Here is a 13,929-nt window from a genome sequence, read left to right as displayed (position 1 = left end):
GTATTAACCCTGATGATGCAAATTAAATTTTAGTTGCTGACTTTACTGTACTCCCCGCAATTTGCGAGTATTATCCACTAAACTTTGAGCAAATTGATCGAAGCGTTGGGAGAGTTTTTCATCTAACAGCTTACCTTCAGCATTGAACGCGCCCCAAGCTTGTCCAATCGCAATTTGTTCTGGAATTACCCAACCATGTACCCAGCGCAAAATTAACCTGAGTTCATTGAGGGCGTTGCTATTGGATTGTCCACCTAGTACGCTAACTACGCCTGCCACTTTACCAGACAGTTCGTCAAAACTGAGCAAATCTAGGGTATTTTTTAGTACACCGCTAACGCCACCATGATATTCAGGTGTAGCCAAAATTAACCCATCAGTATTAGTTACTGTGTCTCGCAAACGCTGAACATCTGGATAATCTGAATAGTCTTTACCACCATTGCAAAATGGTAGCTGCATCTGCCGTAAATCAAGAATCTCTACTTCTGCACCTAATGCTTCTACCCTTTGCGCTGCAACTTGTAAAGCAATTTGGGTATAAGAGTTAGCTCTTAAACTACCACCAATGCCAACAATTTTTACCATAAAACCACCCACAGACTAAATAAATTTACTAATTAGAGAACCGGGAATTGGGGCAATTACCAATTACCAATTACCCATTACCCATTACCAAACACCAAGTATGAAATGCCAAAAACTCTTAACCATCCTGCTATCAGCAGAGATGACCAGAAGTAGCAAAATTTTTGAAAGGCGGAATCATTACGATTATGTTTATCTTAGCGATTTGTTGCGTAATATGTCAAATTACATCTCTAAGAAAATTTGATGTTAATAGGGTAAAAGCCCCACTTCAGAGAGAATTTTGTCAGAATAGTTACTATGTACGCAGCCTTTAGAGGAATGTAAGCACTTAGCAAACCAGGAAACTTCAGATCAGTTTTCAGGTTCATTCCCCTAGTAGGTGAATTTCCCGTTGCAGATAGGAGCGTATTCCTGAAAGCTGATAGAGAGTTTGGGAAATGGTTTTATGTGGAAGTTAAACTAGATAAGAATTCAATTATTTCCAGTTATTTCAATTTCTTCTAGAAGAATAGGCATAAAATCAGCGTTCAGCTTTTGCCAGCAGGAAAAGGGTAATTATTATGACAAATTTAGGGAAAAAGGCATTGAACAAACAGCGAACGGCAAAGCGTGTTCCTTGGACTGGTGCAGTAGCAGCCAGCTTAATATTATTGCCAGGCATTTTAGGTGGAAACCCGGCCTTGGCGCAAAAAGCCGAGCGTAACTCTTTAACTTATGGGGAGTTGATTAAAAAAACCGAAAGGGGAGAAGTTGCAAAAGTCGAGCTGGATGAAACTGAACAGATAGCCAAGGTTTATTTAGTTGGGCAAAAATCAGATTCACCCATTCAGGTAAAACTGTTAGAGCAAAACCCAGAGTTAATTAATAAACTCAAAGAGAAAAATGTGGATTTTGCTGAAGTTTCCTCTGCTAACAGTAGAGCAGCTGTTGGGTTATTGATTAACCTGATGTGGATTTTGCCGCTCGTGGCTTTAATGCTATTGTTCCTCAGACGCTCAACTAATGCTTCTAGCCAAGCGATGAACTTTGGTAAATCTCGCGCGCGCTTCCAGATGGAGGCGAAAACCGGCGTAAAATTTGACGATGTAGCTGGGGTAGAAGAAGCCAAAGAAGAACTGCAAGAGGTTGTCACTTTCCTCAAACAACCAGAAAGATTTACCGCTGTAGGCGCAAGGATTCCTAAAGGCGTACTGTTAATTGGCCCTCCTGGTACAGGTAAAACTTTACTGGCAAAAGCGATCGCAGGGGAAGCAGGTGTCCCATTCTTTAGCATTTCCGGTTCGGAATTTGTGGAAATGTTTGTGGGTGTAGGTGCATCCCGCGTTCGCGACTTATTTAAGAAAGCTAAAGAAAATGCCCCTTGTCTCATCTTTATTGATGAAATTGACGCTGTAGGTAGACAAAGAGGTGCAGGAATTGGTGGCGGTAACGATGAAAGGGAGCAAACCCTCAATCAACTGCTCACCGAAATGGATGGTTTTGAAGGTAACACTGGTATCATTATTATTGCTGCTACCAACCGTCCCGATGTCCTTGATGCAGCGTTACTCCGTCCCGGACGCTTTGACCGTCAAGTAATGGTTGATGCACCGGATCTGAAAGGGCGCTTGGAAATTTTAAAAGTTCATGCCCGCAATAAGAAAATTGATTCTAGTGTATCCTTAGATGCGATCGCTCGCCGCACACCAGGATTTACAGGCGCAGATTTAGCTAACTTACTCAACGAAGCTGCCATTCTCACCGCCAGACGTAGAAAGGAAGCTGTTACCATCCTAGAAATTGATGATGCTGTAGACCGAGTAGTTGCAGGGATGGAAGGCACAGCTTTGGTTGACAGCAAGAGCAAACGCCTCATAGCCTACCACGAAGTAGGACACGCTTTAGTCGGCACCTTAATTAAAGACCACGACCCAGTACAAAAAGTCACCCTCATCCCCCGTGGACAAGCATTAGGATTAACTTGGTTCACTCCCAACGAAGAACAGGGTTTAATCTCTCGCGCCCAAATTATTGGCAAAATTACTTCAATTTTAGGTGGTCGCGCTGCCGAAGAAATTGTTTTTGGTAAGCCAGAAGTTACCACAGGTGCAGGTGATGACTTGCAAAAAGTAACAAACTTAGCACGTCAAATGGTAACAAGATTCGGGATGTCGAGCTTAGGCCCATTGTCCCTAGAAAATCAAGGAGGAGAAGTCTTTTTAGGGCGCGATTGGATGAATAAATCAGAGTATTCTGAAGAAATAGCCTCCAAAATAGATGCTCAAGTGCGAGACATTATTAGCCAAAGCTATCAAACAGCAAAAACAATTCTGACAGAAAACCGCATCGCCTTAGAACGTCTTGTTGATTTGTTATCAGATCAAGAAACAATTGAAGGTGAATTATTCCGCCAAATTGTGGCTGAATATAATCAGGTAACTGATGAAAAAATAGCTGTATCTCATTAAGTAATTACTAATTCGTAATTGCTAATTTTTGAGTTTAATTCTGCTACCCTACAGTAACGCCAAAGTGCAGGTTGCTGTAGGGTATTATGCATAAAAGGTTGACAATTTCTGGTAAATATAGCAAATCTAGGTGTAATTTTTATGCAATCAATTTTCTGGACTTTAGAAGAAGTAGCCCGAAGAGCTAAGGACTTTTATGAAAACGATATTCGTCAAAAAGTTGAGTATGGTGACAATATCGGCAAGATGATTGTAATTAATGCAGAAAGTGGTGAATATGAAATTGATCAAACTGGTGTAGAAGCAGCATTAAAGCTAAAACAGAAAAACCCTAATGCTAGGTTATTTACTATACGAATTGGTTATGATGTAGCCGTAAGTTTTGGTGGTGCAATGGAGCGGACTGCTGGATGATTTATGGAAAAGTAATTGATAAATTTTCAAAAAAATATTTTAGTTTCTTTAGAAGAACTTTAATAAATTAGTTATTGTCTGGGTGGGTTTCTAAATTCTCAAAATCCCATCCAATGTTATGAAAAATAACTTACTCTTGCCAAAGTCCTCAACTACAATAAAATCCTATGCTTGATCTGACAAAACTAGCGCGACAAATGCAAGGTTTAAGTCAGCATCTTACCGTAGAAGCTGCTGCTAGCCGTCAGCGTTTAGAATTAGCGCAAAAACATCTGCAACAAGCTTATGCATTTCAAAAAGATTTAATTGATCGACAGGAAAAATGGCGCGATCGCATTCTCTTTGCTAATGCTACTCCTATTGAGCCATTAGAAACCTGCATTGATATTCCAGTTCCCCCAAAAATTCATACTGTTATTGCTACAGATGGTTCGCAAATTGCGCCTAACCATCACGAAATTGCTTATTGTTATTTGCTCAATATTGGCAGAGTCGTCTTACATTACGGACAAAATCGCCATCCTATATTAGATAGCTTGCCAGAGGTATTTTACCGCCCAGAAGATTTATATATGTCTCGGCAGTGGGGAATTAGAACTGAGGAATGGATGGGTTATCGCCGCACTGCTAGTGAAGCCACAGTATTAGCAGAATTGGCTTGTGCGGTGAAGGGAGAAGCACCAAGCCTAGCAATGGTAGATGGTTCCTTAATTTATTGGTTTTTGGAACAATTACCAATTGATGCGCGCGATCGCATCTTACCCCCAATCATTGAAGCTTGGCAAAGACTGCGCGATGCTCAAATTCCGCTGATGGGCTATCTTAGCGCCTCACGCAATGTCGAAGGTATGAACTTTCTGCGCCTGTTAGCTTGTCCCCATCCCGTACCAGATTGTATAAGTTATTGCCCTAACCAGTTAGAAAAGATTCCTTGTAAAATATTTGAGCCTTTGCGAGATACATCCCTTTGGGCAACTCAACTCAAACCAGGACAGCGTGGCCCTCTATGGCGCAGTAATGCCCGAATTTTAGATTTATATGAAGACCAAAAAATTTACTTTTGCTACATCCATGTAGGCACCGAAATTGCCCGGATAGAAGTTCCAGCGTGGGTAGCAGAAAATACAGCTATATTTGACCAAGCTTTAGGATTGATGTTAGCACAGGTACAAAAAGGCTATGGCTACCCAGTGGCGATCGCGGAAGCACATAATCAGGCTGTAGTCCGTGGTGGTGACAAAGCGCGTTTCTTTGCTCTCCTAGAAAAACAAATGATTAAAGCCGGCTTGAAAAATGTCGGTACCTCCTACAAAGAAGCTCGTAAGCGTGGAAGTATCGCCTAATCATTTGCTCAATTGCTAAATGTGGAGAAATACCAAAAAAAAGGAGTCTGATTTAGGCTCCTCATTCAAACACAGTAATGAAAAATTAATTAAGCTATTACGCATTTAGATTCTACATTTCGCGCTAAGGTTGTCAAGAGTCCAGTGTCAAAGCCTAGCTTGGACTTTTGACTTTTGACCTTGGACAAACCTAACGCAAAAATATTTGTTATAGGTGCGTATCAGCTTACTTCACTGTTACTGTACCACCAGCTTCTTCGATGCGCTTCTTAGCATCTTCAGCAGCTTCCTTAGCAATACCTTCCTTAACAGGCTTGGGCGCAGCTTCTACCAAATCTTTGGCTTCTTTCAAACCTAAGCCAGTGATTTCGCGAACAATCTTCAGTACAGCAATCTTCTTGTCAGCAGGAACTGATTCAAGAATCACGTCGAATTCGGTCTTCTCTTCTACTACTTCAGCAGCAGGAGCAGCACCAGGAGCTGCGATCGCTACGCCAACAGGAGCAGCTGCACTTACGCCAAAAGCTTCTTCAATTTGCTTAACTAATTCAGCAGCTTCTAGCAAAGTCAAGGATTTTAATTGTTCCAGAATGTTATCGGTTGTAGCAGACATGGATATAACTCCTGTGATGTTTGATTTAGTTATTAGTTATTAGTCATTAGTCATTAACTGTTGACCATTGACTGTTTGACTTTTTTCTATTCGCCAGCACTATCAGTGCTACCGCTTTTTTCTGCATCAGCCACTGCTTGCAAAGCACGCGCCAGTGAACCAGGAACTTCGTTGATACCAACAGCAATCTTGGTAGCCAAAGCGTTGATTGCTCCAGCAATTTGACCCATGAGTTGTTCCTTAGATGGCAAGTCTCCTAGAGCCTTAACATCAGGTTCCCTCAGCAAGCGACCTTCCATAACGCCGCCACGAAGTTCTGTCTTCTTGGTAGCTTTTTGGAAATCTTGGTAAGCCTTAATTGCAGAAGAAAAATCGTCTTTAACTAACAAAAAGGCAGAAGAGCCTTTGAGCAGTTCTGACAGTGGTTGCCATTGCTCTTGATCTTGAATGGCAATACCCATCAGGGTGTTCTTGGTCACCTTACAGACGGTGCCACTCGGACGCAGCCGCCGCCGTAGGTCGCTGATTTCAGCCACAGTTAAACCCTGATAATCAATTACCAGTGCCAATGTTGACTCACTCAAAGTTTCTTTGAGATCGGCTACTATCTCTTGTTTGTTTTCTAGCGTTCTTCCCATCTTTATTTCACCTCCTAGGGCAAAATCATTAATTTCCCCTACTTGTGCATTTTTAACCCACCCAAACAACAAACCCCAGCTCTTAGCGCCGGGGTTTCATAGCAAGACTCTTGCTGCCATAGCAATACACCATTAACGGTTTTACTTCAGGCAATTTAGAGCTTCAACCTCGGCAGGATATTAAGCCAATGGCTCCTGCTGTCTCCGGCTTTGTCTATTTAATTGAGGATGGGGTATTGGTCATTGGCTATGGCGGCTTAATCTTCTAGTCGCCAGCTTTTAGACCCTATTTATGCTGCTTCGTTCAGTTTCAAATCCCGTAGAGCACTGATATCGACTTTAATCGATGGGCCCATTGTGGAAGATACGTATACTGTGCGCCAATAACGGCCTTTAGCTCCTGAAGGACGGTTACGATCAATTGTCTCTTGTAACGCCTTAAGGTTAATTAACAAATCTTCTGGCGAGAAGGATGCCTTACCAAACATAACATGGACGATACCTGTTCTGTCAGCACGGAATTCTAATTTACCAGCTTTAAATTCTGCGATCGCACTAGCGATATCAAATGTCACGGTTCCACCTTTAGGTGATGGCATTAAACCCCGAGGCCCAAGCAATTTACCTAGCTTCGCTACCTGAGGCATGACATCTGGTGTGGCAATTAGCTTATCGAAATCCATTCTACCTTTTTGGATTTCGTCAATTAGCTCTTCTGAACCAACAACATCAGCACCAGCATTGCTTGCTTCGTTGACTTTTTCACCTCTAGCAATTACTGCCACACGTACTTCTTGTCCTGTACCCTTGGGCAGTGCTACAGTTGTCCGCAATTGTTGGTCTGTATACTTGGGGTCAATTCCCAAGCGAATATGCGCTTCAGCGGCTTCTGGAAATTTTGCTGTTGCTGTTTCTTTCAGGAGATTTAGCGCCTCTATGGGTGCATAATCTCTATCTTCTACTTTTGCTTGCAATGCCTGCAAGCGACGTGATATTTTCCTTCCCATTTTTCTCTCCTGGGGTAATTCCGAAGCTTCGCCTCTCCCCCGATAATTTTTAGTAATGAGTACTGAGTCTTTTGACTTTTGACTCTTGACTCTTAACTCTTGACTAGTCTGCTATAGTTACGCCCATGTTCTTGGCAGTACCTTCCACAATCTTCATCGCCGCTTCTATATCGTTGGCGTTGAGGTCAGGTAGTTTAGTTTGAGCAATTTCTTGTAATTGTGCTCTGGTGATTTTCCCAACTTTCTTTTTGTTGGGTTCATTGGAGCCACGCTCAATCTTTGCTGCCTTGCGAATCAGTACTGATGCAGGTGGGGTTTTGAGTACAAATGTAAAACTCCGGTCTTCATACACCGAAATTTCTACAGGGATTACCATTCCAGCTTGGTCTGCTGTTTTGGCGTTGTACTCCTTGCAGAACATCATGATGTTAACGCCATGCTGACCCAAAGCAGGGCCTACTGGCGGTGCTGGGTTGGCTTTTCCAGCATTCAGGGCCAGTTTAATGACCGCCACTACTTTCTTTGCCATTTTTATTTAGCTCTGTTTTTCTACCTGATTAAATTCCAACTCTACTGGTGTATCTCGTCCAAAAATCGATAGCAAGGCTTTGAGCTTACTCCGCTCTGGAGAAACTTCAATTACCTCACCTTCAAAGTCTTTAAACGGCCCAGAAAGCACAACTATCTTATCACCAGTCGCCATATCAATTTTGACTACTGGCTCTTGTTCGCTAGTCTGTTTGAATATACGTTCAACTTCTGAATGACCCAGGGGTACTGGCTTAACGTGACCACGTCCTTTACCGGTGCCACGTTTTTGTTCTGCTCCCACAAAATTAATTACATGGGATGTATTGCGTACTACCTGCCACGTATCATCATTCATGACCATCCGCACCAGCACATAACCAGGGAAAACTTTTTCCTCTGTATGCTGGCGACTGCCATCTTTACGGATTTTGACCGCTGGCGTGTGTGGAATTTCGACTTGGATAATTTTGTCAGCTACATCAAAGGTTTGGATGCGCTGTTCCAAGTTTGTTTTAACGCGCTTTTCACAGCCTGAGGCTACTTGCACCGCATACCACCGTGCTTCTTTGAGCGCAGCTTCTGCGGCTTCCTCTGACTGCAACGTGGAGTCGCGTGGTTCGTCTGTTGCAAAAGTCATCAGAACACCTGTTTTGCTGCCCACCCAAACAATCCATCAACCAAATATATCAAAGATGCGGAGAGTGTCACCATTAACAAAACAGCTGCTGATTCGCTCACCAGTTGTTTGCGACTGGGCCAGACTACTTTCTCCAGTTCTTCTTTAGTTCCTTGAAAAAAGTTATTTAAGGCTGACTCATTATTGTTTTCTGGGATTTCCGCTTCATTTTTTTTGGCCACAGCCGTTCATACCCCCGTTTTGTAATTCAGGTTTACAGCTTGACTCAATCCCAATTTAAATCTGGAAGCAAAAAAGCTGCAAACATAATTATACCCGAAAATATCAATACTAACCGCTAATTATAGCAGCTGTGTTGTTATTTCGGGCTTTGTTTTGTGCTTTTAAGCGCGCCCTGGAGGACTTGAACCCCCGACATCAGGTTTTGGAGACCTGCGTTCTACCAACTGAACTAAGAGCGCACAAGCTGTCTTCGATTCAGTGATTGCGCTGAACTTTTTTATTCTAACGCAATTCAGAATCTTATCTTACCTTAAATATTTCTCTGGGGCAAGTGAGCGGCAGATGCCGCTTTTTTTTAACACATCTCCCATACCTGTAATTGTAAATTACAGAGCGCGATCGAAGCGTTGTTTGATCCGGGTTGCTTTACCCACACGTTGACGCAGATAGTAGAGTTTCGCACGACGCACTTTACCACGACGCATTACTTTGATGCTTTCAATCCGAGGCGAATGCAGGAGGAATACCCGCTCAACGCCAACGCCTTGAAATACTCGGCGGACTGTAATTGTTTCGTTAATACCGCCGTTACGTCTAGCAATCACTACACCTTCATAGGGTTGCACGCGATATTTATCGCCTTCTTTAATTTTCACGCCTACTTTCACGGTGTCGCCCACATAAATTTCGGGCAGATTCGTTTTTAGTTGTTCCGCTTCAATGGAACGGATTATCTCTTGAGCGTTCATTGACTGTCTGGTTTAAAAAACTCACGATCATCAATCATAAATCTATTCCAGCCAGACAGTCCAGTAGTTTTTAGCTGATGATTTTCCTGATGCGTTAATTAGGTTAGAGAAAAAATGTTACACAAGAATGTAAAAAATTTTAGGTAAAAAGTGAACTATAAAGCTGAGAGTTTGATTTTTCCAATCATTCCTAGCTGTAAAAACAGATGTTCACCGAGCGATAACTAGTGTAATCTACGACATTTGTTTACCCGCGTAAGCAAATTAACCATTTTTCAAATTGGATTGCTCAAATTTTTCTCAGGAGTCAACATCTCAAAAACAGCCCTGATTACAGGGCTTCACTGTAAACCTCTATTGGTTTTAACTATGAAATTTAGTGTCGTTATCAGCACTTACAATCGCTTAGACTTACTTAAACGAGCTATTAATTCCGCTCTTAACCAAACGATTCCCTGTGAAGTTGTGGTGGCTGATGACTGTTCTGCTGATGAAACTGAAGTTTATGTGAAAAGCTTAGGTAATTCGGTAATTTACCATCGCAATGAGGTAAATAAAGGCCATGCAGCTACAGTCAATGCGGGAGTTACCAAAGCCAGTGGCGACTGGATTAAGTTTTTGGATGATGACGACTATCTTGCGCCTAATTGTATAGAAGAGATGGCAAAGGCAATTTCTCTCCATTCCAGTGCTGTTATCTGTTCTTGTATTGGCTCTCAAGTAGATAGCAATGAACAGGAACTTAGCCGCACGCCAAAAGTTGGGCCAGGGTTAGCCTTTTATATTCCCCAAGCTGATATTCATTACGGTATGCTCTTAGAGCTTGTACCTTTTGGCACTCCTGTGCAAGTAGCTTGCTGCCGTGATACTTTCTTGAAAACTGGTGGTTGGAACCCCCAGCTTGATGCTAACTGTGATGATATTGATTCTTGGATTAGCATTGCTCAATTTGGCGATGCTATTTTCTTAAATCAATGCCTAGCCTATCGCACAATTTGGACTGGAGCTTATAATCAAAAATTTTCGCTATTGAAGCGGTTAGATACAAATATTTTGATGAAAGAGAAGATTTATGCTTTAGTTGACCATAAACATTCTTCTTATCTACCCAGTCTTAAGAATACGCGAAATTATGTCAAATTACACTGGTTATTGGTGGCACTCAAGCGTAGGCAGTTAACAGAACTCCTCAAGATGATAGATGGAGGAATTTTATCTCCTATCGCTTGGTGGGTTCTAGTAACTGCTACTTTATCACGCCGTCTAAATTACCGTAATTCCCATCTCAACAAATTTGTATTGATTGATGATCGGGAAGCCAATAATGTGAGTAAAGTTTGGGAGCATGGAAAAGCATAATCGGACTTTAAAGTTGCATAGTTAGGGCAGGCTGTCCGTCCCACCCTAGAAGATTTTGAAACAATTTAACCTTGTATCTTAGATGTTTTGCGGTTTATGTCACGAAAAATTCTTCTTCCATAAACGCAGTTGCATAAAAATTGGCTTTGTCCAACCCCAACTAAAAATATCGTGGAGCAGGGTATAAAAGCAGGGAATAATAAATAGGGTCAAGAGTGTTGCTAAGGACAAACCTGAAAACACTACTACGCCTAATGGTTGCAAAAACTCTGAGCCTTCCCCAATTCCCAAAGCCAAGGGAAACATCCCTAAAACTGTGGTAATTGTGGTCATTAATACTGGACGCAAACGTTGCGGTGCAGCTTGTAAAATGGCTGTTTTGCGGTCAACTTTCTCTCGTTCTAGAATTTGATTTGCCAGTTCTACCATGATGATGGCGTTGTTAACAACAATACCTACCAACAACACAGCACCAACAATCACAGTTGCACCAATAGCGGTTTTGGTAATGTAAAGACCGAAAATACCCCCAGCTAATGCTAAAGGAATTGTAAACATAATTACTAACGGGTCAATCAAGGAATTGTATTGCACCGCCATCACCACAAAAACTAAAAAGGTAGCTAATCCCCCTAACAGTTGTAGTGAGTTTTGTAGTTGTTGATTCGATTCAACAGCTGCACTTGGTAAAATACTGACACCTTCGGGTAAATCAAGACTATTGATAACTGTATTTACCTGAGCTAAGGCATTACTCAAGCTTGCACCTTCACTCAAATTACCAGCAATCAAGAACACCTGACGTTGATTAATCCGTTGCACTTCTCCTGGTGCTTGAGCTTCGATAATTGTGGCGACATCGCTCAAACGGACTTGGCGATTGTTCTCAACAAATAAAGGTAATCTTTCTAATTGTGAAGGTGCTTGTACAGAGTTTTCATTTAACTGCACCCGCACATCTACTAAACGATTACCACGTTGCAGTTGAGTGGGAATACTGCCTTCGATCGCAGTTTGAATTGTGTCCCCGATTTCTTGAGCAGTCAAGCCAACGGCTGCTACTCGTTCCCAGTCGGGACGAATCTGAATTTCTGGTTGTCGGTCATCAGCATCAGGCCGGAATCTAGCTAGGGTGGCCTGTTCTTCTAAGGCTGCTAATACTTGACGACCAGCTTGTTGCAGTGTTTCTGCATCATTTCCCTGTAAAATTACATCAATATCCGCGCCTCGGACTGGAGAGTTGTTGACAATCAAACCCCGGACTTGTCCAGGTGCAAGGCGCAGGCGGATTCCGGCTAAATTCAGCTTGTTAAATTCTTGGCTAACTCTTTCGGTATAAGCTTCTACATCACTACCGGGTTTGAGAGTAATGTTGCTGGTACCTCTGAGGGGGTTGGCATTGGTAGTATTACCAAAGAGCGCACCACCAATTGTTGAGAATACATATTCGGTTTCTGGCTGGTTGCGGAGAATTTCGTTCACCGCATTCATCACCTTTTGGTTGGTTTCTAAGGGAGTCCCAGGAGGAAACTGAGCATTTAAGTTTGCTTGTCCGGTATTAATTCGGGGCAAAATTTCTTGGGGAATTTGGGGAGCCATCCATAAACTACCACCACCGAATAGCAACAAAGCTAGGGCGACTGTCACTAACCGCCAGCGCAATATCCCTGATAAAAAGCGACCATATCCAACCGTAGCTGCATCAAAACGACGATTAAACTGCCGCAGAAACCAAAATTCGCTTAATCGGCTGGAAAATCGCCAAGCTAGCATTCGCGAAGCCAGCATTGGGACAACGGTGACTGCAATCAAAATGGAGGCGGCGACAGAAAAGCTAATGGTGAGAATTAACTCATTAAAGAGTAAGGCAATAAAGCCACCAATTAGCAAAAACGGTAACACTGCCACTAAGTTGGTACTGGTGGAAGCAATTAAGGCTGATTCTACTTCTTGGCTACTTTGTTCTGCTTGGGAAATTAGTTGCTGAGAACTCAAGCGGGTTTTCGTATCTTTACCTGGAGTCATCCCCGCACCTTCGGCGATGTTTTCTAACATCACGATGGAGTTATCGACGACAATACCTACACCCAGCGCCAAACCACCCAAACTAAAAACGTTGAGGGATAACTTAAACATTCCCATCAAGATAATCGCCGCGAGAGTGGCTAAAGGAATAGCAACGACGATGATAAAAGTTTGTCTGAGGGAACCCAGAAATAGTAAAACTGCGATCGCAGCTAATGCAGTACCCACCAATCCCGAACTGGTAACATTGGAGATGGAATTACGGATAAATCTAGATTCGTCTAAAGTTGGTGTGAAAATTGTTCCCTCAGGAATGACACCAGATTTTCGCAATTCTTCTAACCGTTTTTTCACACCATCTACAACATCAATGGTGTTAGCATCTGGCTGCTTTTGAATACTGACTTTTACAGCTTCTTCCCCGTTAAGGAGGACGTAAACTCGCTGTTGTTCTGAGCCATCAATGACTTCGGCAAAATCTCGCAAATAGACGCGGCGCTGAGGAACTGTAGTTGGGGAACTGGTAGCTGTGCCATTAGCTGGAGTAGAGCCTACTTCAAACGATAAATTTCTAATTTCGTCAGCACTTTGAAAACGCCCCACAGTACGGGTTAAAGGTTCGGAATTGCGCCCTAAAATCCGACCGCCAGAAACATCGACGTTACGGTCTCTCAGTTCATCTAAGACATCGGTTAAACCTACACCCAAGGCTTGCAAGCGATCCAAATCAATATTAATTCTGACCTCTTCTTGCACTCCGCCTGATACATCTACCCCTGCGACTCCGGGGACAACACCCAATTCTCGGCCTAGTTCTTCTTCGGCAAAAACCCGTAAATCAACACCTGCTAAAGAAGGTGAGGTTAATGCCAACTCATAAACAGGTAACTGGGAAGGATCGACTTTAAATAAACGTGGTTCTTCAATGGTGTCGGGTAAGGTGCTTCTGGCTCTGTTAAAAGCTGCTGTCGCATCATTTAAAGCCTGGTCAATATTGCCTCCTGGTTGGAAGAACAAATCGATACTGATTTGTCCTTCACGTGTTTGGGAAAAAACCTGTACTACGCCCTCTGTGGCAGAAAAGGCTTCTTCTAGAGGTTTGGTGACTTCATCAACTGCTACTTCTGGGGAGACACCAGGAGCTTGTACTCGCACCCCAATGCGGGGATAGGTGATGGATGGTAGTAAATCTACCGGAAGATTAATGATAAAAAAGACACCCATTACTATCACCGCCAAAGTCAGCATGAGTGTGCCAATGTGTTGGCGGATGGAGATGGCGCTCAGACTGAATCCGCTGCCGTTTTTTAACTGCTGCATCTTTCTAATTGATTTTTCAAAAATTACTGTTGA

At 42.7% G+C, this 13,929-nt stretch carries 13 protein-coding genes, 1 tRNA gene and 1 other annotated feature; of the genes, 4 read left to right on the top strand and 10 right to left on the bottom strand.

The genetic code is table 11. The annotated features are described in order from the left end of the window. Window positions 1–42: 42 nt before the first annotated feature. A complete protein-coding gene (locus AACU25_RS28500) occupies window positions 43–588 on the bottom strand; it encodes an NADPH-dependent FMN reductase (protein WP_096581440.1) in 546 nt (181 codons plus the stop codon). A gap of 563 nt (window positions 589–1,151) precedes the next feature. On the opposite strand from AACU25_RS28500, the gene ftsH reads away from it, so the two are divergent. The 3 genes from ftsH to AACU25_RS28485 all read left to right on the top strand — a co-directional run bounded on the left by ftsH (window position 1,152) and on the right by AACU25_RS28485 (window position 4,795). Then, complete coding sequence (gene ftsH / locus AACU25_RS28495; protein WP_096581438.1) at window positions 1,152–3,038, top strand: ATP-dependent zinc metalloprotease FtsH; 1,887 nt, start codon at window positions 1,152–1,154, stop codon at window positions 3,036–3,038. Window positions 3,039–3,179: 141 nt separating this feature from the next. Continuing rightward, window positions 3,180–3,452, top strand: coding sequence for a hypothetical protein (locus tag AACU25_RS28490; protein ID WP_096581436.1), 273 nt, complete (start codon window positions 3,180–3,182; stop codon window positions 3,450–3,452). A gap of 167 nt (window positions 3,453–3,619) precedes the next feature. Next, on the top strand, window positions 3,620–4,795 hold the full coding sequence (locus tag AACU25_RS28485) for a DNA double-strand break repair nuclease NurA (RefSeq protein ID WP_096581434.1): 1,176 nt from the start codon (window positions 3,620–3,622) through the stop codon (window positions 4,793–4,795). 226 nt (window positions 4,796–5,021) lie between these two features. Here AACU25_RS28485 and rplL read toward each other — a convergent pair whose 3' ends face one another. From rplL to rplS, 8 genes are all read right to left on the bottom strand, one after another. Further along, window positions 5,022–5,408, bottom strand: a complete 387-nt coding sequence (gene rplL / locus AACU25_RS28480; protein WP_045868210.1) for a 50S ribosomal protein L7/L12 — start codon at window positions 5,406–5,408, stop codon at window positions 5,022–5,024. A gap of 86 nt (window positions 5,409–5,494) precedes the next feature. Then, the gene (rplJ, locus tag AACU25_RS28475; RefSeq protein WP_096584203.1) at window positions 5,495–6,046 is read right to left on the bottom strand and encodes a 50S ribosomal protein L10; all 552 of its coding nucleotides are present in this window, start codon (window positions 6,044–6,046) and stop codon (window positions 5,495–5,497) included. 58 nt (window positions 6,047–6,104) lie between these two features. After that, window positions 6,105–6,272, bottom strand: a sequence feature (ribosomal protein L10 leader region). 64 nt (window positions 6,273–6,336) lie between these two features. After that, window positions 6,337–7,053, bottom strand: a complete 717-nt coding sequence (gene rplA / locus AACU25_RS28470) for a 50S ribosomal protein L1 (protein ID WP_096581432.1) — start codon at window positions 7,051–7,053, stop codon at window positions 6,337–6,339. 103 nt (window positions 7,054–7,156) lie between these two features. Then, window positions 7,157–7,582, bottom strand: a complete 426-nt coding sequence (rplK, locus tag AACU25_RS28465) for a 50S ribosomal protein L11 (protein ID WP_096581430.1) — start codon at window positions 7,580–7,582, stop codon at window positions 7,157–7,159. Between the two features lie 6 nt (window positions 7,583–7,588). Next, the gene (gene nusG / locus AACU25_RS28460; RefSeq protein ID WP_096581428.1) at window positions 7,589–8,221 is read right to left on the bottom strand and encodes a transcription termination/antitermination protein NusG; all 633 of its coding nucleotides are present in this window, start codon (window positions 8,219–8,221) and stop codon (window positions 7,589–7,591) included. Beyond that, window positions 8,221–8,442, bottom strand: a complete 222-nt coding sequence (secE, locus tag AACU25_RS28455) for a preprotein translocase subunit SecE (protein WP_096581426.1) — start codon at window positions 8,440–8,442, stop codon at window positions 8,221–8,223. The genes nusG and secE overlap by 1 nt, the downstream gene beginning before the upstream one ends. Before the next feature lie 167 nt (window positions 8,443–8,609). Continuing rightward, a tRNA-Trp gene (locus tag AACU25_RS28450) sits at window positions 8,610–8,682 on the bottom strand. Between the two features lie 147 nt (window positions 8,683–8,829). Further along, complete coding sequence (gene rplS, locus AACU25_RS28445) at window positions 8,830–9,192, bottom strand: 50S ribosomal protein L19 (protein ID WP_096581424.1); 363 nt, start codon at window positions 9,190–9,192, stop codon at window positions 8,830–8,832. 369 nt (window positions 9,193–9,561) lie between these two features. Here rplS and AACU25_RS28440 point away from each other — a divergent pair, with 369 nt between their 5' ends. Further along, window positions 9,562–10,551 carry a glycosyltransferase family 2 protein gene (locus AACU25_RS28440; protein WP_096584200.1) on the top strand — a complete coding sequence of 330 codons (990 nt, stop codon included), beginning with the start codon at window positions 9,562–9,564 and terminating at the stop codon, window positions 10,549–10,551. Between the two features lie 99 nt (window positions 10,552–10,650). Here AACU25_RS28440 and AACU25_RS28435 read toward each other — a convergent pair whose 3' ends face one another. After that, complete coding sequence (locus AACU25_RS28435) at window positions 10,651–13,896, bottom strand: efflux RND transporter permease subunit (RefSeq protein WP_096581422.1); 3,246 nt, start codon at window positions 13,894–13,896, stop codon at window positions 10,651–10,653. Window positions 13,897–13,929 lie beyond the last annotated feature (33 nt).

It is taken from the genome of Tolypothrix tenuis PCC 7101 (genome assembly GCF_963874875.1).
Lineage (GTDB): Bacteria > Cyanobacteriota > Cyanobacteriia > Cyanobacteriales > Nostocaceae > Aulosira > Aulosira tenue.
This window is presented reverse-complemented; position numbering and strand designations above follow the sequence as displayed.

Bases quoted from the DNA above. Each gene is read 5' to 3' on its own strand.
- AACU25_RS28500 (WP_096581440.1), bottom strand. From the start codon at position 588: ATGGTAAAAATTGTTGGCATTGGTGGTAGTTTAAGAGCTAACTCTTAT.
- ftsH (WP_096581438.1), top strand. From the start codon at position 1,152: ATGACAAATTTAGGGAAAAAGGCATTGAACAAACAGCGAACGGCAAAG.
- AACU25_RS28490 (WP_096581436.1), top strand. From the start codon at position 3,180: ATGCAATCAATTTTCTGGACTTTAGAAGAAGTAGCCCGAAGAGCTAAG.
- AACU25_RS28485 (WP_096581434.1), top strand. From the start codon at position 3,620: ATGCTTGATCTGACAAAACTAGCGCGACAAATGCAAGGTTTAAGTCAG.
- rplL (WP_045868210.1), bottom strand. From the start codon at position 5,408: ATGTCTGCTACAACCGATAACATTCTGGAACAATTAAAATCCTTGACT.
- rplJ (WP_096584203.1), bottom strand. From the start codon at position 6,046: ATGGGAAGAACGCTAGAAAACAAACAAGAGATAGTAGCCGATCTCAAA.
- rplA (WP_096581432.1), bottom strand. From the start codon at position 7,053: ATGGGAAGGAAAATATCACGTCGCTTGCAGGCATTGCAAGCAAAAGTA.
- rplK (WP_096581430.1), bottom strand. From the start codon at position 7,582: ATGGCAAAGAAAGTAGTGGCGGTCATTAAACTGGCCCTGAATGCTGGA.
- nusG (WP_096581428.1), bottom strand. From the start codon at position 8,221: ATGACTTTTGCAACAGACGAACCACGCGACTCCACGTTGCAGTCAGAG.
- rplS (WP_096581424.1), bottom strand. From the start codon at position 9,192: ATGAACGCTCAAGAGATAATCCGTTCCATTGAAGCGGAACAACTAAAA.
- AACU25_RS28440 (WP_096584200.1), top strand. From the start codon at position 9,562: ATGAAATTTAGTGTCGTTATCAGCACTTACAATCGCTTAGACTTACTT.
- AACU25_RS28435 (WP_096581422.1), bottom strand. From the start codon at position 13,896: ATGCAGCAGTTAAAAAACGGCAGCGGATTCAGTCTGAGCGCCATCTCC.